The sequence below is a fragment of the Klebsiella sp. I138 genome (assembly GCF_051131765.1).
Classification (GTDB): domain Bacteria; phylum Pseudomonadota; class Gammaproteobacteria; order Enterobacterales; family Enterobacteriaceae; genus Klebsiella.
In genome coordinates this window covers 4244123-4266573 of sequence record NZ_CP180447.1, presented here as the reverse complement: position 1 = coordinate 4266573, position 22451 = coordinate 4244123, and the positions used below count along the sequence as shown (strand labels likewise).

The window sequence follows — 22451 nt, the reverse complement described above, 5'->3', positions numbered from 1 at the left end:
TTTTTTCAGCAAGAATACGACGAGGGACCAGGCAGGTAAACGCCAGATATGGTGGGGCTTTTCACGTATTGTGGATCGTATCGCAGAACAATCCGTATTGATAACTATCGGACAACGTAAAAATGACGTTACGCTGGCAGGTTAGTGATAATGAATTTCACCGAAATATTCCGACAGTACGTAATAGCGGCAGTACTCGAACGGGATATCATGCCCGGCCTGAAAAGTCTGCCTGGCGACGGAGAGTAACGGCTTGTTAGCGGCAATCTGCAATTTCTCGCATAATTCTACAGAAGGTAAAATTGCATCCACTTTTTCTATTGCAGAATCACTGGTGACATTCAGCAAGGAGTAGAGCGATGTATGTGCCAGCGCCTCTGCTGTTAATTCGAGTCCCGGGAAGAAACTCAGATCGAGATAAATCTTCTCATGGTTAAAAGGGCGATTGTTCAGATATCGAATACGAGAGATGTACAGGTATTGGTGGTGCGTTGGCAGACTTAGTCCATCCGCATGCGCATCTCGTGCCCGGCGCGGCGTGATTTCCAGCACACGGTTTTCAATCGCAATACTGGCATCTTGCAAATCGCGAGTGATACCGCGAAAAGTGTGGCCATAGCTAACCCCCTCCGGCACCGCACAGACTATCGAGCCACTCCCACGCTGCGATGAGATAATGCCCGCGTTAATGAGTTCACTCCAGGCCTGTTTAACCACGATGAGCGAAACATTATACGCTCTGGCAATTTCTTTTTGCGTCGGCAACTGGCTACCAACAGGCAACGCGCCATTTTGGATCTGCTGACAGAGGATAAAAAATAATTGCTTATAAAGCGGAGTAAAGCTCGTTTTATCAACCTGCAAACTACGCACCTCACGTCTTCGCCAGCAGGGGACGGTTCGCCGTCCCCGGCAGGGTTCCAAACGCTACCCTGCGATTTGCCTGGCCAGTTCTGCTAAATCGAAATGATTCATCTGATCCACGGTCGTTAAATAATCGGCTGGAAAAGCATTTACACCGTGGAATGCGCCGGCGATTGCCCCAACCATGGTCGCGACGGTATCGGTATCGTTACCAACATTAACGGCGGAGATAATAGCATCTACGGCAGAATTCGGACAACACGCGAACAGACCGAAAGCAGCCGGTACAGCTTCGCTGACGTGAAGCCCTGAGCCAATAATATCAGCAATATCCACAATCGCGGTTTCCCAATGACGATGTCGCTTGCCGATATCGACGGCCAGTTCAATTCGCCGTGCAACGGAAGGTCCGGCGACCATCATAGCCCCCATATTCTGCGCGAGCAGATATCCTTTTTCCGCCCCATAAATCCCTGCGGCAATAATGCTATCAGCGTTGGTCTGCGCGCTTAAGGCTTCACTGGTCGCCGCTGCCATCGCCGCAGCACCGGACATCGCCAGCACGTTGTTATGAGTAAAACGGCAAATCTGTAGCGCGCAATCAATTGCCGCGTCAACATCAGCCGGGTGCAAGACCGCAGCGGGCCAAATCTTCATAGCGGCGCCGTTCGTCGCCTCAGCGTTGCCCTTATTAATAATTTGTACCGACTGTTTTTCACCTTCCAGCTCCCCTTGCAATGATGCGCGATTATCGTTAAATATCGCTTTCATTGCCGCACGCGTTGTCGGACCGGTAAAGTTGGCGTAGTAAGGGTAATCAAGCCAGTGCTGGAAAGCTTCGCGCATTGCCTCATCACTCACTTTGCGGTGGTGGCATAACAGCGCATCCATGATGTACTTTGCCTGAATAAAATCATCAGTACACATGCCTGCTTCGTTGCAGCGCCCAAACGTATCAGCCGGTGGTTTTTGAAAAGTGGTCACCCATCCGCCAAAATAGTCTTTTATTTGCTGCTGAGTACGGACCTCCGTTGCCGCTCCCATTGCATCGGCGGCGGCGGCACCAACCAAACATCCCAGTATTTTATTTTGATCAATGTACATGATGACTCCTTATTTCACGGTCATGGCTTGTTCCAGCGTATGGCTGGACAAAAAAGTGTGTAACTGGTCGGAAAACGGTAGTGCGGTCATAGCCCCCTTCGCCGTCACCGCCATTGCACCGCAGGCATTGGCGTGACCGATCGCTTCTGCCAGCTGCACATGGGTCCAGCCATCGGCCTGCGAGAGCGTGAAGAGCAGTCCGCCGACAAACGCATCGCCCGCACCGGTCGTGTCCACGACGTTAACTCTCGGCGCGGGGAAGCCGTATTCACCTTCGGCATCAATCAAGAGCGCGCCATCGGCACCCAGCGAAATGATGGTGGTTTCGCAACCTAGATCGCGCAGATAGTAACGGGCATCCTGCCAGCAGCTGGCTCCGCTCAGCTGGCATAATTCATCGGCAGAGACTTTACAGATAGAAGCCAACGCAGCGGACTGTGCGATCAGCTCGGGGATCTCCCCCACATCTCGCCACATCTTGCTGCGTAAATTGACATCAAACAGTACGTATCCCCCGGCATCACGCATTCTTCTGGCGCCTTCCAGGCACGCTTCACGAGCAGGTCTGTCCGTCAGACCAATCGAGCTGAAGTAAAACCACTCATTCGCCTGAAATCGCGGCAGATCCTTTGGCGAGACAAACGTATCGGCTCCGGGGTGTACCAGGTAGGTAAAGCTGCGCTCTCCGTCAGCGGTCAGGTTAACGATGAGTACCGCGCTGGTTAGGGCGGCATCCAGCCGCAGAAAGGAGACATCCACACCGTTATCCTGAAACACCTGACACAAGAAACGCCCGGCATCATCGTCACCCAAACAGCCAATAAAACCGCAGTTCCCTCCGAGTCTGGCCACACAGACCCCGACATTTGCCGATGCGCCTCCAGGGCATTTCAGGTAGCTATTCTGCGTTTCCGGGACCAGGTCAACGGACGCATCCCCAATAACCCAGACTTTATTCGTTGCACTCATTTTCGCCTCCTTACGCCTGCTGACGCTGCGTCAGCGCACTCTGGATGTCACGGTAATAGTCGTTATTAATCAAATATTTCCTCATAAGAAGGCCGACTATCAGATGGAACAATGCAGGAATTAACGTCATCATCAGGGCAATACCGGTTAGCGACCGTGCGCTTTGTTCAACATCAGCCTGATAACCAAAATGGCTCAGCAGGAACCCGAGAACGCCACCTGCAACCCCCATACCGAATTTCTGGAAAAAGAGAATGCCGCCAAATGCGAGACCGGAAACGCGAATACCGGTTTTCTTTTCACCGTAGTCCACAGCCTCGGCGATAGAAGACCAGAACACCGGCATTTGCATGTCACAGAAGAAATTAATGAGGAAGTAGAATACGAATGCCAGCGCAAGGTTTTCCCGGCCGACGGAAAAATACATCAGTGCGCTCAGAACAAAGGTAATCAATTGGGTATAACGGAATAGTTTAATTTTATCCCAGAATCGAGTCATCCAGGTGGTCACTACCATTGCCAAAATCGATGCAACAACGCCAGTAGTCAGGAAAGGTGAAATCAAGCTATCACCGCCATTCAGAAAGTATTTAGCATAATACGCTGCAACAGAGCCACGAATAACGTAGCCACACATCAGCAGTAAAATCACGACACCGAGGATGATCCACTGATCGTTACGCAATAAATACTTAAACTGCTGACCTATCGGAAGAGCGGTTATTTCCGGTTCACTGCGTTCACGGGTCGTCAAAAAACAGAAGATAAACAACAGTGACCCCATTGCCCCCATCAATCCCATAGAAAGTTGGTATCCCATCGCTTTATTGCCCTGCCCTAGCCATACAGCCAGCATGGGAACGACAATTGTCACCAGAAACGCAGCAATCTTAGTCATGACGAATCGGTAACCATTTGCGCTTAGCCGTTCAACAGGATCGTTGGTAATGACGCCAATCATAGAAATATAGGGAATGGTGATGGCGGTATAAATCAGGGTCATCAAAATATAAGTGCCATACGCCCATGCCAGCTTGGCCATATACGCCATATCTGGAGTGATAAACATCAAATAGACAGCAAAACCGAAAGGGATGGCAAACCACAGCAGCCATGGACGATAGCGTCCCCAGCGCGTATTAAGCTTATCGGTCAGTATCCCCATTGCCGGATCGATAATGGCATCAATCATTCGTACAACCACAAACAATACGCCAACATCTGCAGCACTCAGGCCATAAATATCAGTATAGAAATAAGCGAGGAGCAGCTGCATGGCAATAATTACAACGTTTATCGCCATATCTCCTGCGCCGAAGCCGATTTTTTCCACGATAGAAAGTTTCATGTTGATATTCCTTTACGCTCTTAAGCGCAAATCTGACAAACAATTAATGATGTCACTACGTGAAATAAAAACGTTTTTATTAATAAGTCATCTGCCAAACGCTTTTGATGACCATAGGGAGAGTGTAACGAGATCCAAAAAGATATAAAGGTATACCTTTATATCTTTTGATCGAATTCACATAAATTTTACGTACTGAATCCCACCCCTTAATCAAACAGGGATGAGAATCAATAGGATATCGGCAGAATTGCCTGTCGAGAGGAACGTTAAGGTGATGTCAGGATCGCGCAGCGGTGATCCTGGATCTCTTCGGCGGAAGCGCGATTCAACGTCAGCAGATTACGCTCGGTTGCCAACAGCACCAAAGAACCATCGCTCTGCTCTGCCATCGCCAGCGCAAAACGTCCCATATGTTCGCGCGCCAGGGGAACCTCTTCGGCCAGCATCAGAAACGGGCTGCGCTGCGCCAGCTCGGACTCAGTGACTCGCCGCGCCAGATATTCATGGCCCAGCAAACCGCCGGGAAGCGGCAGCCAGCGGCTGCTTATCGCACCGGCATGGCTATTGAGCTGAGTGCGCACATCTTCCCGCAGGCAGGATATATGAATATGGAAATGGTTTTGCGTGCGTCCGCTTCGGGAATTAATCGCTAACGACACCGCGCTATCCGGGACCGCCGAACCGCGGCGCTCGCTCATGATTTCGCGCCTCTGCCACGCCTGCCAGAAGAAGTTCGGCGTTAACGGGTCGAGCAGCAGCGGGCTCTCTGTACCGTTAATCCGGTATGTCGGCATCAGCAAATACTGCAATGGGCCGTTACGATCTTTAAACAGCACGTAGCCGCCCTTCAGATTAACGTCAGCGCACGGCGATGGGTTTTGATGCTGCTGTTGATTAGGCACACATTGCTGCAAAACAATCTGTCGCAGCGCGTTGGGGTTACCGGAATGCAGCCAGTACCAGCCGCCGGCCACCGCTGCCAGCACAAGTACTAACAGCAGCCATAAAAGGTATCGTACTCTTCTCATCATCTTTTCCTGTCCAGCCAGAAACGGAAGAGTAGCCTGGTTTGATGACTAAATAAAAACGCCCGGTTATTTAACCGGGCGTTCTGGGCAATTAACGCTGACTAATTTGGTCGAACGTGCCGCCGTTTGAGAAGTGCTCTTTCTGCGCCTTGGTCCAGCCACCAAACTCCTGGTCAATGGTGAACAGCTTCAGTTTCGGGAATTCATCGGCATATTTCTTCGCCACTGCCGGGTCACGTGGCCGATAGAAGTTCTTCGCCGCAATCTCCTGGCCTTCCGGCGAGTAGAGATACTTCAGATAGGCCTCAGCCACCTGGCGGGTGCCTTTTTTATCAACCACTTTGTCCACCACGGAGACGGTCGGCTCGGCCAGAATCGATTCGCTCGGGGTCACAATTTCAAACTTATCTTTACCCAGTTCGTTCGCCGCCAGCAGCGCTTCGTTCTCCCACGCAATCAGCACATCGCCGATACCGCGTTCAACAAAGGTATTGGTCGAACCGCGTGCGCCGGAGTCCAGCACCTCAACGTTTTTATACAGCGCCTTCACAAATTCCTGGGCCTTAGCCTGGTCACCGTGATTCTGATGCAGGGCATAGCCCCATGCCGCCAGATAGTTCCAGCGCGCACCGCCGGAGCTTTTCGGGTTTGGCGTAATGACCGACACGCCCGGCTTAATCAGGTCGTTCCAGTCATGAATCTGTTTGGGGTTGCCTTTACGAACCAGGAACACGATGGTGGAGGTATACGGTGCTGAGTTATCCGGCAGGCGTTTCAACCAGTTTTTATCGATACGCCCGCGTTCGGCGATCGCATCAACATCATAGGCCAGCGCCAGCGTCACGACATCAGCTTCGATACCATTAATGACCGACGTCGCCTGTTTGCCAGAGCCGCCATGCGATTGACGAATCACGACATTGTCGCCGGTCTCTTGTTTCCAGTGCGCGCTAAATGCTTTGTTGTACTGTTCGTACAGTTCGCGCGTCGGATCATAAGATACGTTTAATAACTGAATGTCTTTTGCCAGAACGCTGGCGGATGCCAGCAATAGAGTTAACCCAACGCCCCACTTGTTCATCGCACCGCTCTCTTTATGTCGTGTTGTGATGAGCTAAGCGTGCCAGAAAGCGAACCAATGATTAAAGAATAAAAAAAGATTGGCTATAACTTGTGAGTATATATCTGTGAGGGGGGTAATGCTTACCCTCTCCCGGGCAGGAGAGGGCGAGGACGAGAGGGTTACACTTCTTCCATGCGACCCAGCAGCGCCTGCAGACGATCCTGCCAGCCCTGCAGCTGCTCTCTCAGCTGACCGTTTTCACGCTCCAGCTCTTCACGACCGTGCTGTGCGCCCTGAACTTCCTGCGCCAGCGTGTTGTTTTTTTCTTTCAGCTCTTCGATTTCCATCTGTAACAGAGTGATGGTATCAATCGCCTGCTGTACTTTTGATTCTAATTTCTCAAACACTTCTAATGACATCGTCATACCTCTCCTGAACTTGCAAGGCGTTGATAGAGTACTATCCCGTACACGTCGTCCTTCAAGCTGCTTCTGCGTTAGCGGGTTCTTCCCGGCCGCTTACCGAAGTAAGCTGCTGAGGATTCATTCGCCTGTCGTTGTGATGCATCCCGAATGATGTTGTGTACCTATGCGGTGACGCCTTAACGAAAATAAGCGCACTACAGTGGTCATGCTGTCGATTGTATGAATCCCCGCCTTCCCTGTCCAGCGACAACCCGCGCAGATTGCGGTTTGCAACACTTTTCAGCCTTTACCTGGCGCATTCGGCGCGTTTTCCGGGGACTTCTCTGGCAATTGTTAATCAATGGGTTAACTCAATCTGCCGAAAAAGAGGGTCAAATGTGTCACAACACGCGTTTATGGCGCGAAAACGCTCATTTTCTTGACGCAGCACACACATTTATATTTCGATATTTCTCGTTTTTGTTCGTTAACGATAAATTAACACTATGCCTACAAGGCAGCGTGGTCGTCGTCGACCTTCATACATACAATAATCACCACTTCGCTTCAGGATTCAATATGAGCCAGACATCAACATTAAAAGGCCAGTGCATCGCAGAGTTCCTTGGTACCGGGTTGTTGATCTTTTTCGGCGTTGGCTGCGTCGCGGCGCTCAAAGTTGCGGGAGCCAGCTTCGGTCAGTGGGAAATCAGCATCATCTGGGGTCTGGGGGTGGCGATGGCTATCTACCTGACCGCAGGCGTATCCGGTGCGCACCTTAACCCTGCGGTTACTATCGCATTATGGCTGTTTGCCTGCTTCGACGGGCGTAAAGTTGTTCCTTTTATCATTTCTCAGTTCGCTGGCGCCTTTTGCGCTGCGGCGTTAGTTTACGGGCTTTACTACAATCTTTTCTTCGATTTCGAACACAGCCACAATATGGTGCGCGGCAGCGTCGAAAGTCTTGAGCTGGCCGGTATTTTCTCCACTTACCCGAACCCACATATCAATTTTGTGCAGGCATTCGCGGTAGAAATGGTGATTACCGCTATCCTGATGGGCGTCATCCTGGCGCTGACTGATGACGGCAACGGCATCCCGCGTGGCCCGCTGGCACCGCTGCTGATCGGCCTGCTGATCGCGGTTATCGGCGCATCCATGGGACCGCTGACCGGTTTTGCCATGAACCCGGCACGCGACCTTGGCCCAAAAACGTTCGCCTGGCTTGCCGGCTGGGGTGACATCGCCTTCACCGGCGGTAAAGATATTCCTTATTTCCTGGTGCCGCTGTGCGCACCGATAGTGGGTGCCGCGCTAGGCGCGTTCAGCTATCGCAAGCTGATTGGCCGCCATCTGCCCTGCGACACCTGCGTCGAGGACGAGAAAGAAAGCACCTCGACTACGCAACACAATGCTTCGCTGTAATCCGACTACGGGACTCATACTATGACCGACAAAAAATATATCGTTGCGCTCGACCAGGGCACCACCAGTTCCCGGGCCGTTGTGATGGATCACGATGCCAATATCGTCAGCGTTTCTCAGCGTGAATTTGAGCAAATTTATCCGCGGCCAGGCTGGGTCGAGCATGACCCGATGGAGATCTGGGCATCGCAAAGCTCTACCCTGGTTGAAGTGCTGGCGAAGGCCGACATTAACTCCGACGAGATAGCGGCAATCGGGATCACCAACCAGCGTGAAACTGCCATTGTTTGGGAGCGCGAAACCGGTAAACCGATTTATAACGCGATTGTCTGGCAATGCCGTCGTACCGCTGAAATTTGCGAACAGCTCAAGCGTGACGGTATGGAAGAGTACATCCGCAAGGCCACAGGACTGGTGGTTGACCCGTACTTCTCCGGTACCAAAGTAAAATGGATTCTGGACCACGTGGAAGGCTCCCGCGAGCGGGCAAAACGCGGCGAACTGCTGTTCGGGACCGTGGATACCTGGCTGGTGTGGAAAATGACGCAGGGTCGTGTTCACGTCACCGACTACACCAACGCCTCGCGAACTATGTTGTTCAACATCCACGAGCTGGACTGGGATGACAAAATGCTGGAAGCGCTGGATATTCCACGCGCGATGCTGCCGGAAGTCCGTAAATCTTCCGAGGTATACGGTCAGACGAACATCGGCGGTAAAGGCGGCACGCGTATTCCAATCGCCGGTATCGCCGGTGACCAGCAGGCGGCGCTGTTCGGTCAGCTGTGCGTCAAAGAGGGGATGGCCAAGAACACCTACGGCACCGGCTGCTTTATGCTGATGAATACCGGGGAAAAAGCGGTCACATCGACTCACGGTCTGCTTACCACTATCGGCTGTGGCCCACGTGGGGAAGTGAACTATGCGCTGGAAGGTGCGGTGTTCATGGCCGGCGCCTCCATTCAGTGGCTGCGTGATGAAATGAAGCTGATCAACGACGCGTTCGATTCCGAGTATTTCGCGACTAAAGTGAAAGACACCAATGGCGTGTACGTGGTTCCGGCGTTTACCGGCCTCGGTGCACCTTACTGGGATCCGTATGCTCGTGGCGCCATCTTCGGCCTGACGCGCGGCGTGAATGCCAACCATATTATTCGTGCCACGCTGGAGTCTATTGCCTATCAGACGCGCGATGTACTGGAAGCCATGCAGGCTGATTCAGGGATTCGTTTGCACGCGCTGCGTGTCGACGGAGGGGCCGTCGCCAACAACTTCCTGATGCAGTTCCAGTCCGATATCCTGGGCACCCGCGTTGAGCGCCCGGAAGTACGTGAAGTTACGGCGCTGGGAGCCGCTTATCTGGCAGGTCTGGCCGTAGGCTTCTGGCAGAATCTGGATGAGCTGCAGGAGAAAGCGGTCATTGAGCGTGAATTCCGTCCGGGTATCGAAACCACCGAGCGTAACTACCGCTACAGCGGCTGGAAAAAAGCGGTGAAACGCGCCCTGGCATGGGAAGAGCACGACGAGTCATAACCCGAAAATGCCCGGCGGCGCTGTACTGACCGGGCTACGGACCTTTACCAGGCAATCCCCTATGGATTTCGGGTCACAGGAAGGCGACAAGTGCGCGCATCCCCGGTCACATAGATAACTCTGTGACCGGGGTAAGCAAACGTAGTCAACGCACCTGTGGCCTGAAAGACGACGGGGATTTAGCCAAAGATCGGCAGCAGCAAATACAACTTAATCACCAGCGCATTCACAATATCGATAAAGAACGCGCCAACCATCGGCACCACCAGAAATGCCATATGGGACGGACCAAAACGGTCGGTGATCGCCTGCATATTGGCAATCGCCGTCGGCGTTGCGCCGAGACCAAAGCCACAGTGACCGGCAGCCAGCACGGCGGCATCATAGTTTTTACCCATCATGCGGTAGGTAACGAAAATCGAATACAGCGCCATCGCTACCGCCTGCACCGCGAGGATGGCAAGCATCGGCAGCGCCAGCGAAGCCAGCTCCCACAGTTTCAGGCTCATCAGCGCCATGGCGAGGAACAGCGACAAGCTGACGTTACCCAGTATCGATACCGCCCGGTCAAACACGCGATAGAAGCCCGCCAGCGCCAGACCGTTGCTGAGGATCACGCCGATAAACAGCACGCAGACAAAGGTCGGCAATTCCAGCACGGTTCCCATCAGCAGTTGCGCAACCACCCTCCCGAGCGTCAGACAGATTGCGATTAAGGCAATACTTTCGATCAGCACCAGCGAGGTGATCATCCGGCCCATCTCTGGCTTTTCAAACGCGGTAGGCGCCAGCTGGTCGTCCGGCGTTCCGTCCGGAGAAGAGGAGTGTTTAACCAGATAACGCGCTACCGGGCCGCCAATCAGCCCACCCAGCACCAGGCCGAAGGTGGCGCAGGCCATTGCCACTTCGGTGGCGTTGGCAAAACCGTAACGTTCTACAAACAGCTTACTCCACGCTGCGCCGGTACCATGGCCACCAGAGAGGGTGATCGAACCGGCCAGCAGGCCCATCAGCGGGTCCAGACCCAGCAGCTTTGCCATGCCAATGCCGAGGGCGTTTTGCAGCAGCAGCAGACCCACCACCACAATCAGAAACGTCCCCAGTACTTTACCGCCTGCCCGCAGGCTGGCCAGGTTAGCGTTAAGCCCGATCGTCGCAAAGAACGCCAGCATCAGCGGGTCTTTCAGGCTCATATCAAAATCGATTTCCCAACCCATGCTTTTTTTCAGCACCAGCAGCGCCAGTGCCACCAGCAGGCCACCCGCGACGGGTTCAGGGATAGTGTATTTCTTCAGGAAGGGGACTTTCTGGACGAGTTGTCTGCCTAGTAGCAGCACCAGTGTTGCGGCAACAAGCGTCGATAAGGTATCGAGGTGAAACATAAAAAAGAGCTCCTTATTTGCGCATGATTCATTCACACGCGACGGTATTCCCGGTGTCGATAGATTCTCGTCTTGAGAAATCGGAGCCAGATTTTAAGCAGAAGCGCCTGGCAAATAACAGGAAAAGATAGTTTGTTTTGATATTGATGCGATCAAGCATACAAAATGTTAATAAAATATCCGCGGTGGTTTTTTGTATAAAAATTTCCCGCCAAAGAGTGGCAAACGTTTGCTTTTGCACTACAGTCCGATAAAATTCCCGCTTTGCCACCTTGGGATTGTTTGTGATGTCCGTTAACACCGCCGAGTCAGAAGCCGCGCAACCGGTTGCGCATAAAACAACCAGCGAATTAATCTACCGCCTCGAAGACCGCCCGCCGCTGCCGCAAACCCTGTTCGCCGCTTTTCAGCACCTGCTGGCGATGTTTGTCGCGGTCATCACGCCGGCGTTGTTAATCTGTCAGGCGCTGGGCCTTCCGGCTCAGGACACACAGCACGTCATCAGTATGTCGCTGTTCGCTTCCGGTGTGGCATCCATCATTCAGATTAAAGCCTGGGGACCGGTCGGGTCCGGACTGCTGTCGATTCAGGGCACCAGCTTTAACTTCGTTGCCCCGCTGATTATGGGCGGCACCGCGCTGAAAACCGGCGGAGCCGATGTACCAACGATGATGGCCGCGCTGTTTGGCACGCTAATGCTGGCAAGCTGCACGGAAATGGTCATCTCTCGGGTCCTGCATCTGGCCCGGCGGGTCATTACGCCGCTGGTCTCCGGCGTGGTGGTAATGATTATCGGTCTGTCGCTGATTCAGGTCGGGCTGACCTCCATCGGCGGTGGCTACTCCGCTATGGCTGACCATACCTTCGGCGCGCCGAAAAACCTGCTGCTGGCGGGTATTGTTCTGGCGCTGATCATTATTCTTAACCGCCAGCGCAACCCTTACCTGCGCATCGCCTCCCTGGTTATTGCCATGGCGGCAGGCTATCTGGCGGCCTGGCTGCTCGATATGCTGCCAACCAACAGCGCACCGGTAAACGACAGCCTGATTATGGTGCCAACCCCGCTCTATTACGGTCTGGGCATCGACTGGAGCCTGCTGCTGCCGCTGATGCTGGTCTTTATGATTACTTCGCTGGAAACCATCGGCGATATCACCGCCACGTCCGACGTATCCGAACAGCCGGTCTCCGGCCCGCTGTATATGAAACGTCTGAAAGGTGGCGTACTGGCTAACGGCCTGAACTCCTTTGTCTCCGCCGTCTTTAATACCTTCCCGAACTCCTGCTTCGGCCAGAATAACGGCGTGATTCAGTTGACCGGCGTCGCCAGCCGCTACGTCGGCTTCGTGGTGGCACTGATGCTGATCGTACTGGGCCTGTTCCCGGCGGTCAGCGGCTTTGTCCAGCACATTCCGGAACCGGTGCTCGGCGGCGCAACGCTGGTGATGTTCGGCACCATTGCCGCGTCCGGCGTGCGTATCGTCTCTCGCGAACCACTGAACCGCCGCGCGATTCTGATTATCGCCCTGTCGCTGGCGGTTGGCCTCGGCGTCTCCCAGCAGCCGCTGATTCTGCAGTTTGCCCCTGACTGGCTGAAGAACCTGCTCTCCTCCGGTATTGCTGCCGGCGGGATTACGGCGATTGTTCTGAATTTGGTTTTCCCTCCAGAGAAGTCGTAATCTTCTTCGCCCCGGCAGCACTTTGTGCGCCGGGGCGGCACCAACACCTGAACCCGTCACGCTGTCATCTAAAAAAACAACTCCTGTCTTGAGGATTGCGCATAAATCGTGCATAACAGCCCTATGTGCACCTCTCAGGATGGAAGATCATGAAATTTCTTGGAAAGCTGGTCCTCTGGCTATCGATCGCCCTGCTGGTCGCCATCGTTGCTGCCTGGTTCCTGCTACAGACCCACTGGGGTTCACGCCAGGCCAGCGCCTGGCTGAGCGAGGGTACCGGCTGGCAGGTCTCCTTCGATGCGATGGATCACAGCTTCTCTTCACCTCTCCATCTACAGCTGCAAAATGTCACTTTCGGGCGCGACGGCAAACCGCCGACTCTGGTGGCTAAAACGGTGGATATTGGCTTCAGTACCCGCCAGTTCAGCGACCCGTTGCACGCCGACGAAATTGTCCTCAGCGACGGGACGTTGAATCTCTCGCCGTCTTCCGCGTCTTTACCTTTTGCCGCCGACCGTTTGCAGTTGCGCAATATGGCGTTTAACAGCCCGGAAACCGGCTGGGCGCTGAGCGCACAGCGCGTCGACGGAGGCGTCAGCCCCTGGGCACCGGAAGCGGGCAATGTACTGGGCAAAAAGGCCCAGATTCAGATGAGTGCGGGGTCGCTGACCCTGAACGGCGTTGACGCCAGTAATGTCTTGATTCAGGGCAGTCTCGATAATGGCGAAGTGACGTTATCCACGCTGGGCGCCGACATCGCGCGTGGTACGCTGACCGGTAACGCCAGACGCAACGCCGACGGCAGCTGGCTGGTGGATAATCTGCAGCTCAACGAAATTCGCCTGCAGAGCGATAAATCGCTGGCGGAATTCTTCACCCCGCTGACCAGCGTCCCTTCGCTGCAAATTGGCCGTCTCGATATGACCGATGCCCGTTTACAGGGGCCGGACTGGGCGGTGACGGATCTCGATCTTAGCCTGCGTAACCTGACCCTGAGCCACGGCGGATGGCAGAGCGATGACGGCACCCTGTCGATGAACGCCAGCGATTTTATTAACGGATCGCTGCATCTGCTTGATCCTATCGCCAATGCTGAATTCTCACCGCAGGGTATTGCGCTGCGCCAGTTCACCTCGCGCTGGGAAGGTGGGATGGTACGGGCTTCTGGCAACTGGCTGCGCGCCGGTAACGCGCTGGTACTGGATGACGCCGCGTTTGCCGGGCTGGAGTACACCCTTCCTGAAAACTGGAAACAGCTGTGGATGGCGTCGCTGCCAACATGGCTGGAAAGCCTGACGCTGAAAAAATTCAGCGCCAGCCGCAATCTCATTATCGATATCGACCCGACGTTCCCGTGGCAGATCACCGCCCTTGACGGCTACGGCGGCGAACTGCAGCTGGTGAAAGATCACCGCTGGGGCGTGTGGAACGGCAGCGCAACGCTGAACGCCGCTGCCGCAACCTTTAACCGCATCGACGTTCGCCGGCCGTCGTTGAAGCTTAACGCCAACGCCTCCACGGTCAATATCAACGAGCTGAGCGCCTTTACCGAGCGCGGCATCCTCCAGGCCACGGCGGCCATTTCGCAGCTCCCCCAGCGTCAGGTCACGCTCAGTCTGAACGGTCGCGGTGTACCGCTGAATATTTTGCAGGAATGGGGCTGGCCAGCGCTACCGGTTTCCGGCGATGGTAACTTCCAGCTGACCGCCAGCGGCAGCGTGCAGGCCGATGCCCCGCTAAAACCAACGGTGAGCGGCCAGCTCAGCGCGGTAAATATGGAAAAACAGCAGGTCGCGCAGGTGATGCGCAACGGTCAGGTAAGCAGCGAACCGACTCAGACTGTCCCCACCCCGCCAGCCCCTTAACGTCCTCCAGCCCTCTCTCCGCCGGTGAGAGGGCATCTTCTTCCACCATGCCATTTTCCGTCCCCACAAGGTATCCCCTTCCCGGCAGCGAAACCTGTGTGCATTTTGCGGCTGTTTGTACCTATTTCCCGCAACATGTTTCCTTCAAAGATCGGAATTGCTATAAACAAATAACTGGAAGTAGATAAAACAATAATCAACCCTATGTAAATATAAAAATAAAGGAACAACTATGTCCGCAATACGTCAACGTATTCTGGAGAATATGCAAAAATTCTCCAGAGCAATGATCGGTGCAGTCTTGTTCTTGCCCGTCATTGGCCTGATTCTGGCACTCAGTTCTGTCTTAACCAACCCAACATTAATTTCTGAAACCAGCTTTTTACATCAGCTCGGACAATTACTCGGCGATACCTTCTGGCCTTTATTCGGCAACCTTGGGTTACTCTTTTGCGTCGGTATTAGTTATGGCCTGGCGAAAGATAAAAAAACAGAAGTCGCGCTGGTTTCGGTCATGTGTTTTATTATGTTTCTGGGCGCCAACCATTCATGGCTGGAGCATATCCACGGTATCGCCGAAAAAATTAATGGCGAATATTACGGAACCGGTCAGACGCAGCTCCTCGGTTTTGTGGTCGTCGATATGGGGGTTTTCCTCGGCATTATCCTCGGCTGCACCATCGCCTGGGTACATAATAAAGTCTCGAACATTGAACTGCCCGGCGCACTGTCGATGTACGGCGGTGCCAAGCTAACGCTGGTGGCGATGACGCCGGTGGTCATTTTCTACGCTATCGCTTTTACCTGGATCTGGCCGTTTATGACCCACGGTATCGGGGCGTTAACCGGGTTTATGAAAAATGCTGGCGTGGCGGGCGTCTTCGTTTACGGCTTCTTTGAAAAATTCCTGATCCCTACCGGCCTGCACCATTTCGTCTGGTCCCCCTTCCAGCTGACGCAAATCGGCGGCACGCTGAACGTCGATGGTCAGGTAGTTTCCGGTACCCAGGCGATATTTCTCGCCTATATGCGCCATCCGGATCTGACTCCGGTAATGAACGATGCTCTGCGCTTTTCACAGCAGGGAATGACCACGATTTTCGGCCTCGCAGGCGCATCTCTGGCCTTTTATCACACTGCAAAACCGGAGAAAAAAATGATGGCTAAGGCGATTTTGCTGCCCGCCATTATTACCTCGATGCTGACCGGAATTACCGAACCGATTGAATTCACCTTCCTGTTCGTGTCGCCGCTGCTGTGGGTGATTCACGCCACTTTGACCGCCGCCTCACAGGCAATTTGCGACCTCTTTACCGTCCGTCCCTGGGGCGCATCCGGGCTTATCGAATTCCTGATTTATAACCTGCCGCTGCCGGTCTCATTAACGCGTTGGCCGGGGTACATTCTTATCGGTATCGGTCAGTTCGCCGTTTATTACGTCATTTTCCGGACCCTGGTGGTGAAGCTGAATCTGAAAACGCCGGGCCGTGAAGACGACGACAATGTGAAGCTTTACAGCAAAGCAGATTATCGCCAAAAGGTCGGCAATCCGCAGTCGGTTACCGATGAGATTATTAATGGCCTCGGGGGCAAAGAAAATATTATTTCCGTCGATAACTGTTTCACGCGCCTGCGCGTGGTGATTAAGAATATGGATTTAGTTGATGACCTCATATTAAAAAGTACCGGTGCTAATGGCGTCGTGAGAAATCGTAATGAAGTTCAGGTTATTTATGGCGTCAAAGTGGGACAAGTTCGTTCCCGGGTTGATAGCTGGCTAGCAGAAAATTAATTGGGAGTGATGTATGAAATTAACCGTATTAGGCGGGGGCGGCGTGCGCTCTGCGTTTCTGGCGAAATCTCTGGCTTATAACGCGCACCGTATTGGTTTAACCGAAGTGGTATTTCTGGACAGCTCAGCGGATAATCTGGCTCTGTTTGGTGAAATTGCCCGCTATGTTTTTAAGACAATTCGTTCTGATATTACATTTAGCACGACCACCGATCCGGTCGCCGCGCTGAAAAACACCAATTATGTGATTACCACACTGCGGGTTGGCGGCGACGAGAGCCGCATTCGCGATGAGCGCATTGCGCTTGAGCATAACACCCTGGGCCAGGAGACCACCGGCGCCGGTGGTTTTGCCATGGCGATGCGTTCGATCCCGGCGATCCTCAACTACTGCCGCCTGATCGAAGAACATGCCGCCGAAGATGCGATCCTGTTTAACTTTACCAACCCGTCTGGGCTGGTGACTGAGGCGATCATCAAGTCAGGCTTTAAGCGCCGCGTGTATGGCATTTGCGATGCGCCGTCGGAGCTGATTCGCGAACTGCCCGAGATTTTGGACTGCGACGAGCGTGATCTCAGCGTGGAGTGTTACGGGCTGAACCATTTTTCCTGGTTTACCCACATTACGGTGCGCGGCGAAGAGGTTACCGAACGCCTGATTGCCAACCCGGATTTATACCGTAAAACGGCGATGCAGTATTTCTCGCCGGAGCTGGTTCAGCTGTGCGATAAGCAATTACTCAACGAATATCTCTATTATTACTATTATCGCGAAGTGGCGTTAAAAGCGATTCAGGACGCCCCCGAAACCCGCGGCGAGCAGATCGCCCGCATCAACCGCGATATGCGCGATGAGCTGCACACCGTTGATGTACGTACCAACCCGGAAGCCGCGTTTAATTTATGGATGAAACACTACCTGCGCCGGGAAAATAGCTATATGCAAAACGAGTCGCAGCAGGAGAAGTTCCATACCCGCGAACCGCTCACCTTACAGCAGTTTATCGAAGAGCCGGATACCGGCGGCTACGCAGGCGTGGCGCTGGATATTCTGGAGGCGGTCAACAGCACCACCACCAAACGTATTGTCGTATCGATATCCAACAACACCACCCTCGATTTTTTACGCCCTGATGACGTCATTGAGATTAGCTGCGATCTGAGCAGAGAGGGTCTGAAGCCGGTCACTCCGGCACACGTGCCAACGGCGCAGAAAAACATGATAGCCAGCGTCAAAGAGTATGAACGTCTGGCGGTGGCGGCCATTCTGCAGCGAGATAAATCGCTGGCGATCCGGGCGCTAATGGCCCACCCGCTGGTCGGTTCATATTCGCTGGCGCAGAAGCTGGCAAACGCCTACCTCGACGATAAGCTGTTTGCCGACTGGCAATAAGCGCCCGGCCCACTCCCCCGGATGGCGGCGAACGCCTTATCCGGGCTACCGGATCGGCATGATTTGCCGGTTTTGTCGCCCGGACAGGCGCGTTAAGCGCCCCCTCCGGGGATCCCTGTCTGCATAAACCACATCTTCAGCAAGCGCTCAAAACCTAAAATACAGTAGCCAAAAAACGGGTTGCTCCAGTAGATATCATCATCAAATTTCTGCGGGTCATGAATAATAAACGCGGCATCTGCCGCCTGCGCCAGCGGGCTTTGATAATCGCCGGTAAAGCAGACCAGGTTAATCTCCTTCCCCTCCAGCGCCTTGACCCAGTTCAGGGCCGAGCTACTGCGCCCGGATTTTGAGACTATCCAGATGGAGTCGAATTTCGCCGCGTTCTTCTGCTCAAGGATTTCGTAATCTGGCCACAGTGCGAGGCTGGCGTTTACGCCGGTCACCAGGAATTTATTATAAATATATTGCGCAATCAGCTGAGAGAAACCGCTGCCGTGAATCAGGATCCGCTGATGTTGCAGGCTTTCCAGCAGCGGCGCCAGTTGCTCTGTGGGCTGGATACTCATGTAGTCGATGTCGTTGGTGACATCGAGTTTCGGCATGGTGATATTGAACTTGATGAAATAAACCAGCTCCAGCCAGCCGCTGAACTTCAGCTTCTTCGCCAGCCGCACCAGTGAGGAAGGGTTGCTATAGCAGCGCTCAGCGACGGTCCGAATCCCTTCCCGCACACATTGTTCAGGGTCATTCTGGATAAAACGCAGCACGGTCATTTCCGTTTTGCTCAGCTTCACGTCACGAAAGATATTCTCTAAGTCCATTGCGGGCTCCTCTCAGCGGCAGAGTACGCTACCACCAAACCGCAAGGGTGTCTGTGGGGGAACTCACTGGCAGAGAACGGTAGCAACCGCGGTAGCATGCGGGCGCCACGGTGGTTTCAGGCGCGATGCCATTCACCGTATCTCACTATCCGCAGTCGTTTTTTTCTGCCGGGCCCCGCTCGCAGAAAATATATAAAAGTGTAACCCACGGATTTTGCGAGGGTTTGTGTCAGACTGTTCTGTAAAGTCCAGTTTTAACAGTAAAAAAATGCGTTTAGGTATGTGGTAAATGCCTGAAAGTAGCTATAATGCGCCCCGCCTCCATGTAGCAATCGAGGCGCGGAAGATCGTCATCTCCGGTGAGGTGGCTGGACTTCAAATCCAGTTGGGGCCGCCAGCGGTCCCGGGCAGGTTCAACTCCTGTGATCTTCCGCCAGTTTGCTTCCTCTGAATTCCATCGCGTTCAATAAATCCCTTATACTACAGTCTATTGCAATCAGTAATATTCTCCTGTGCTGATCCTGATCTCGAATATGAGTCCGTTATAATCAGGAATAACCGACTTCATGTGGGCGACATACTCTGGCAACCGTCAGGCTTATCAGCACATGGCTGCGCGAAGGGAGGGCCCCTGAGAAGCCCCGCCCCCATCAGAAGTAATAACCAATATTGACGTTAGTGCGGAAATACCATTTGCCGCTGCCCTCAGACTGGGTGCTGGTCCAGCCGGTGGAGTTCAGCGCGCCGCCCCACGGATTAACGTTCTTCGCCCAGCTGAGATCGACCCAGAACATCACCGGTAGTGCGAAGACCTGTACACCAAGGGTGTTCATCTGCGAATCTTGCCAGCCACTTTTGTCTTTCCACAATACGCTGTAATCGTTATAGAGGCGCAGCTTCGAGACGGCTCCCCACTTCACATCAAGGTCGCGGGCGAGGTTCAGCGATGCGGTGGTGGCTTTAGCCGGGATCAGGTAGGCCGGGGTCAGGCCGTTGCCCCCCATCAGAATCGTATCGTCGCTGACGCCCGCCGGGTTCTTCGGATCGTACTGGTAGCGGATCAGCTGCGAGGTGAGCTGCCACGGCCCGTTATGCAGCATCCCGTGCACGCCCGCTGCCCAGAAGGTGCCGTCATCGTCGGTCTCACGGTTGTGCAGCCGTGCCAGCGCCAGCGAGCCGCCCAGCTCGTTGTTCCAGCCGCCGCCGTGGAAATCACGCGCGACGCGCACGTTAACCTGATCGCGCTTTTCATTATGTTGCTGGTGTTGGGTTGGGTAGATCGTGTTTTTCAGCCGATCGTAATCCCCGACATCCGGCGCATAGCGTAAATTCTCCGGCTCCATCCACGGGAAATAAGCTACATCCAGCGACCAGTTATTATCGTGATATTGATAGTTAACGCCGCTACCGGCGCTGACGCCAAAGCCGAGATAAAACGGAATACCGTAGGACCAACCAAATTGTGGATAAGGCTCCAGGCCGAAAGGTTTGCCAGGTATCCCCAACTGGATATTATTATTATCATCGATGCGATATCCCACATAGGCGCGATCGATGGCATATTTTCGGTGGTCCTGAAACCAGAATCCGGCATCAAAGAAATAGTTATTATAAAAGCCGCTGCTATCGATACGAAACGTATCAAACCGCAGATGCGGCGGGTTACGATAATTACTGCCTTTCCAGTCTTCGTAGCGGTAATTCGCGCGCAGCGCGCCGCCAAAATCCAGCCCGGCAAGATTATCCGCACTGCGCCAGCCGATATGCGGAAACGGCTTGCCGTCGTCTGCCCGTGCCAGCCCGCTGGCGCTGGCGGCCAGCAGCAGGGAAAGGATTAATTTACGCATAGCGAATGCCTCACGTTATAATTTAATAAGCGATAAAAGTTCTCGCCGCTTAATATCGGCGTTTTTATTTATTCTGTCTCAGCAGTGAAACGATCCTTCAATTAGCGTGTTTTTTATATTTATTGTTCCAGATATGAAACCTTGTTTATTATTTGATAAAGGAAAAGTCGCACGCACAATGCCTTGAGTCAAGACATAAACCTTGAGCAATAACGCAATATTCTTATTCCCTGAAGCAGATATTCATATTTGTGGTGTCAACACAAAAATATTCTCAAATATGAAACACGGCATCAGCGGTGCATGACACATTGTGCAGCTCTTCGTTGCGCAATATTCCTCACGAGGATCTTTATGTTGTACCGTCCCCGTCGGCGAAGTCGGCGTCTGCGCACAGAACGGGTTACGACATCGCCTGAACTGATTTTCACCTTTCCAATATAACTCTTATCGCCCGCACCCCGTTTTTCCCTCCTCATCCACGGTCTACCATTAATGGATTGCCACCCGAAACCCCATTTGATAACCGGAGAGTGTATGAAAGCGATCGCCATTACCCGCGCCGCAACAGAAGGCAGCAACATCCCATTTTTAAGCGACATTGCGCTACCGGTTCCGGTTGCCGCAGGGCATGACCTGCTGATTGAAGTAAAGGCCATTTCCGTTAACCCGGTGGATACCAAAGTCCGCGCCGGGTTTACCGGCGATACCCCGCGCGTGCTGGGCTGGGATGCGGTAGGCATTGTTAAATCGGTCGGCGAGGCGGTCACGTTGTTCACTCCGGGCGATGAAGTCTGGTACGCCGGCGCGCTAGGGCGCGCGGGAAGCAATAGCGAGTATCAGCTCGTCGACGAGCGGATTGCCGCATTGAAACCGCGTTCGCTGGATAATGCCGCCGCCGCCGCCCTGCCGCTGACCGCCATCACCGCCTGGGAACTGTTGTTCGACCGTCTTGGCATACAGGAAGGCGGCAACGCCGGGGACACGCTGCTGATTGTCGGCGCAGCGGGCGGCGTCGGCTCCATTCTCACGCAGCTGGCGCGTAAACTGACCGCCATGACGGTGATCGGCACGGCTTCGCGTCCGGAAAGCCAGAAATGGGTGCTTGATGCCGGCGCGCACCACGTTATCGATCATACGAAGCCACTTAGCGAAGAGCTGGTGCGGATTGGGGTCAACGCGGTCACACACGTTGCCAGTCTCAACAACACCCAGCAGCATTACCCTCAGCTGATTGCGGCGCTCGCCCCGCAGGGCAAGCTGGCACTGATTGACGATCCGGAAGCTCTCGACGCCCGACCGCTGAAGGCCAAAAGCATCTCGCTGCACTGGGAGTTTATGTTTACCCGCTCAATGTTTGAAACGGCGGATATCATTGCCCAGCATCGGCTGCTGACCCGCGTCGCCGCGCTGATTGATGATAAAACGATTAAAACCACGCTCGGCGCACACTACGGCGCGATCACCGCGGAGAATCTGCAGAAAGCCCACGCTCAGCTCGAAACCGGCCGCGCGGTGGGCAAAATCGTACTGGAAGGGTTTTAAGATGATGAGCGAAGCAGTATCTATTATTGCCGTTCTGAAAGCCCGACCGGGAAAAACGGCCGAGTTGCAGCAAGCGCTGAAAGCATTGCTATCGCCAACCCGTCAGGAACCAGGCAATCTGGATTACGCCCTGTTCCAGCTGCGTGATATGCCGGATACCTTCTACATGCGCGAATCGTGGCGTGACCCGTCTGCACTGGAGGCACATATCGCCCTGCCGCACTTCCAGGCCTTTATCGCGCAAATGGATAGCCTGCTGGCCGAGCCTCTGCGCCTGGATTATCTGACGCCGGTTGAGTAATCTCCCCAATCCTTTCGCCCCCCGGCCGTGCAGGGGGGCTGCATCTTTTTCATCCCTTTCTTTTTAACACTCTGAGCTAATC

18 protein-coding genes and 1 tRNA gene are annotated in these 22451 nt (G+C 53.8%); 9 read left to right on the top strand and 10 right to left on the bottom strand.

The window, feature by feature from the left end; all coding sequences use genetic code 11:
* Window positions 1–141: 141 nt before the first annotated feature.
* From ACMYSK_RS19920 to zapB, 7 genes are all read right to left on the bottom strand, one after another.
* Window positions 142–864, bottom strand: coding sequence for a GntR family transcriptional regulator (locus ACMYSK_RS19920; protein WP_434638043.1), 723 nt, complete (start codon window positions 862–864; stop codon window positions 142–144).
* Between the two features lie 63 nt (window positions 865–927).
* Entirely contained in the window at window positions 928–1968 is a 1041-nt protein-coding gene (locus ACMYSK_RS19915; protein WP_434638041.1) for an ADP-ribosylglycohydrolase family protein, read from the bottom strand.
* A 9-nt stretch (window positions 1969–1977) separates the two neighbouring features.
* Window positions 1978–2937 carry an aminoimidazole riboside kinase gene (locus ACMYSK_RS19910; RefSeq protein WP_434638039.1) on the bottom strand — a complete coding sequence of 320 codons (960 nt, stop codon included), beginning with the start codon at window positions 2935–2937 and terminating at the stop codon, window positions 1978–1980.
* Window positions 2938–2947: 10 nt separating this feature from the next.
* A complete protein-coding gene (locus ACMYSK_RS19905; protein WP_434638037.1) occupies window positions 2948–4285 on the bottom strand; it encodes an MFS transporter in 1338 nt (445 codons plus the stop codon).
* Between the two features lie 269 nt (window positions 4286–4554).
* On the bottom strand, window positions 4555–5316 hold the full coding sequence (locus ACMYSK_RS19900; protein ID WP_434644243.1) for a CDP-diacylglycerol diphosphatase: 762 nt from the start codon (window positions 5314–5316) through the stop codon (window positions 4555–4557).
* A 91-nt stretch (window positions 5317–5407) separates the two neighbouring features.
* A complete protein-coding gene (locus ACMYSK_RS19895) occupies window positions 5408–6397 on the bottom strand; it encodes a sulfate ABC transporter substrate-binding protein (protein ID WP_004868989.1) in 990 nt (329 codons plus the stop codon).
* Window positions 6398–6558: 161 nt separating this feature from the next.
* Entirely contained in the window at window positions 6559–6804 is a 246-nt protein-coding gene (zapB, locus tag ACMYSK_RS19890) for a septal ring assembly protein ZapB (protein WP_086815662.1), read from the bottom strand.
* A gap of 558 nt (window positions 6805–7362) precedes the next feature.
* Here zapB and ACMYSK_RS19885 point away from each other — a divergent pair.
* Both ACMYSK_RS19885 and glpK read left to right on the top strand, forming a co-directional pair.
* Window positions 7363–8208 carry an MIP/aquaporin family protein gene (locus ACMYSK_RS19885; protein WP_434638036.1) on the top strand — a complete coding sequence of 282 codons (846 nt, stop codon included), beginning with the start codon at window positions 7363–7365 and terminating at the stop codon, window positions 8206–8208.
* Between the two features lie 21 nt (window positions 8209–8229).
* The gene (glpK, locus tag ACMYSK_RS19880) at window positions 8230–9741 is read left to right on the top strand and encodes a glycerol kinase GlpK (RefSeq protein ID WP_434638034.1); all 1512 of its coding nucleotides are present in this window, start codon (window positions 8230–8232) and stop codon (window positions 9739–9741) included.
* 179 nt (window positions 9742–9920) lie between these two features.
* Here glpK and gltS read toward each other — a convergent pair whose 3' ends face one another.
* On the bottom strand, window positions 9921–11123 hold the full coding sequence (gene gltS / locus ACMYSK_RS19875; protein WP_434638032.1) for a sodium/glutamate symporter: 1203 nt from the start codon (window positions 11121–11123) through the stop codon (window positions 9921–9923).
* A 287-nt stretch (window positions 11124–11410) separates the two neighbouring features.
* Between gltS and ACMYSK_RS19870 the strand changes: the two genes are divergently transcribed.
* From ACMYSK_RS19870 to ACMYSK_RS19855, 4 genes are all read left to right on the top strand, one after another.
* Entirely contained in the window at window positions 11411–12802 is a 1392-nt protein-coding gene (locus ACMYSK_RS19870) for a nucleobase:cation symporter-2 family protein (RefSeq protein ID WP_434638030.1), read from the top strand.
* Between the two features lie 149 nt (window positions 12803–12951).
* On the top strand, window positions 12952–14667 hold the full coding sequence (locus ACMYSK_RS19865; protein WP_434638028.1) for an AsmA family protein: 1716 nt from the start codon (window positions 12952–12954) through the stop codon (window positions 14665–14667).
* 232 nt (window positions 14668–14899) lie between these two features.
* Window positions 14900–16459: a PTS transporter subunit EIIC gene (locus ACMYSK_RS19860; RefSeq protein WP_434638026.1), complete on the top strand. Its 1560-nt coding sequence runs from the start codon at window positions 14900–14902 to the stop codon at window positions 16457–16459.
* A 13-nt stretch (window positions 16460–16472) separates the two neighbouring features.
* Window positions 16473–17852, top strand: coding sequence for a glycoside hydrolase (locus ACMYSK_RS19855; protein ID WP_434638025.1), 1380 nt, complete (start codon window positions 16473–16475; stop codon window positions 17850–17852).
* A 92-nt stretch (window positions 17853–17944) separates the two neighbouring features.
* On the opposite strand, the gene ACMYSK_RS19850 is transcribed toward ACMYSK_RS19855, so the two are convergent.
* The gene (locus tag ACMYSK_RS19850) at window positions 17945–18676 is read right to left on the bottom strand and encodes a MurR/RpiR family transcriptional regulator (RefSeq protein ID WP_434638024.1); all 732 of its coding nucleotides are present in this window, start codon (window positions 18674–18676) and stop codon (window positions 17945–17947) included.
* Window positions 18677–19017: 341 nt separating this feature from the next.
* On the opposite strand from ACMYSK_RS19850, the gene ACMYSK_RS19845 reads away from it, so the two are divergent.
* Window positions 19018–19112: transfer RNA gene (locus ACMYSK_RS19845), tRNA-Sec, on the top strand.
* A gap of 214 nt (window positions 19113–19326) precedes the next feature.
* Here the strand turns inward: ACMYSK_RS19845 and ACMYSK_RS19840 are convergent.
* Window positions 19327–20523, bottom strand: coding sequence for a hypothetical protein (locus ACMYSK_RS19840; protein WP_434638022.1), 1197 nt, complete (start codon window positions 20521–20523; stop codon window positions 19327–19329).
* Window positions 20524–21060: 537 nt separating this feature from the next.
* On the opposite strand from ACMYSK_RS19840, the gene ACMYSK_RS19835 reads away from it, so the two are divergent.
* Together ACMYSK_RS19835 and ACMYSK_RS19830 are read left to right on the top strand one after the other, a co-directional pair.
* Window positions 21061–22068 carry a zinc-binding alcohol dehydrogenase family protein gene (locus tag ACMYSK_RS19835; RefSeq protein ID WP_434638020.1) on the top strand — a complete coding sequence of 336 codons (1008 nt, stop codon included), beginning with the start codon at window positions 21061–21063 and terminating at the stop codon, window positions 22066–22068.
* A 1-nt stretch (window position 22069) separates the two neighbouring features.
* The gene (locus tag ACMYSK_RS19830) at window positions 22070–22369 is read left to right on the top strand and encodes a putative quinol monooxygenase (RefSeq protein ID WP_434638018.1); all 300 of its coding nucleotides are present in this window, start codon (window positions 22070–22072) and stop codon (window positions 22367–22369) included.
* Window positions 22370–22451 lie beyond the last annotated feature (82 nt).

Bases quoted from the DNA above. Each gene is read 5' to 3' on its own strand.
- ACMYSK_RS19915 (WP_434638041.1), bottom strand. From the start codon at position 1,968: ATGTACATTGATCAAAATAAAATACTGGGATGTTTGGTTGGTGCCGCC.
- ACMYSK_RS19910 (WP_434638039.1), bottom strand. From the start codon at position 2,937: ATGAGTGCAACGAATAAAGTCTGGGTTATTGGGGATGCGTCCGTTGAC.
- ACMYSK_RS19905 (WP_434638037.1), bottom strand. From the start codon at position 4,285: ATGAAACTTTCTATCGTGGAAAAAATCGGCTTCGGCGCAGGAGATATG.
- ACMYSK_RS19900 (WP_434644243.1), bottom strand. From the start codon at position 5,316: ATGAGAAGAGTACGATACCTTTTATGGCTGCTGTTAGTACTTGTGCTG.
- ACMYSK_RS19895 (WP_004868989.1), bottom strand. From the start codon at position 6,397: ATGAACAAGTGGGGCGTTGGGTTAACTCTATTGCTGGCATCCGCCAGC.
- zapB (WP_086815662.1), bottom strand. From the start codon at position 6,804: ATGACGATGTCATTAGAAGTGTTTGAGAAATTAGAATCAAAAGTACAG.
- ACMYSK_RS19885 (WP_434638036.1), top strand. From the start codon at position 7,363: ATGAGCCAGACATCAACATTAAAAGGCCAGTGCATCGCAGAGTTCCTT.
- glpK (WP_434638034.1), top strand. From the start codon at position 8,230: ATGACCGACAAAAAATATATCGTTGCGCTCGACCAGGGCACCACCAGT.
- gltS (WP_434638032.1), bottom strand. From the start codon at position 11,123: ATGTTTCACCTCGATACCTTATCGACGCTTGTTGCCGCAACACTGGTG.
- ACMYSK_RS19870 (WP_434638030.1), top strand. From the start codon at position 11,411: ATGTCCGTTAACACCGCCGAGTCAGAAGCCGCGCAACCGGTTGCGCAT.
- ACMYSK_RS19865 (WP_434638028.1), top strand. From the start codon at position 12,952: ATGAAATTTCTTGGAAAGCTGGTCCTCTGGCTATCGATCGCCCTGCTG.
- ACMYSK_RS19860 (WP_434638026.1), top strand. From the start codon at position 14,900: ATGTCCGCAATACGTCAACGTATTCTGGAGAATATGCAAAAATTCTCC.
- ACMYSK_RS19855 (WP_434638025.1), top strand. From the start codon at position 16,473: ATGAAATTAACCGTATTAGGCGGGGGCGGCGTGCGCTCTGCGTTTCTG.
- ACMYSK_RS19850 (WP_434638024.1), bottom strand. From the start codon at position 18,676: ATGGACTTAGAGAATATCTTTCGTGACGTGAAGCTGAGCAAAACGGAA.
- ACMYSK_RS19840 (WP_434638022.1), bottom strand. From the start codon at position 20,523: ATGCGTAAATTAATCCTTTCCCTGCTGCTGGCCGCCAGCGCCAGCGGG.
- ACMYSK_RS19835 (WP_434638020.1), top strand. From the start codon at position 21,061: ATGAAAGCGATCGCCATTACCCGCGCCGCAACAGAAGGCAGCAACATC.
- ACMYSK_RS19830 (WP_434638018.1), top strand. From the start codon at position 22,070: ATGATGAGCGAAGCAGTATCTATTATTGCCGTTCTGAAAGCCCGACCG.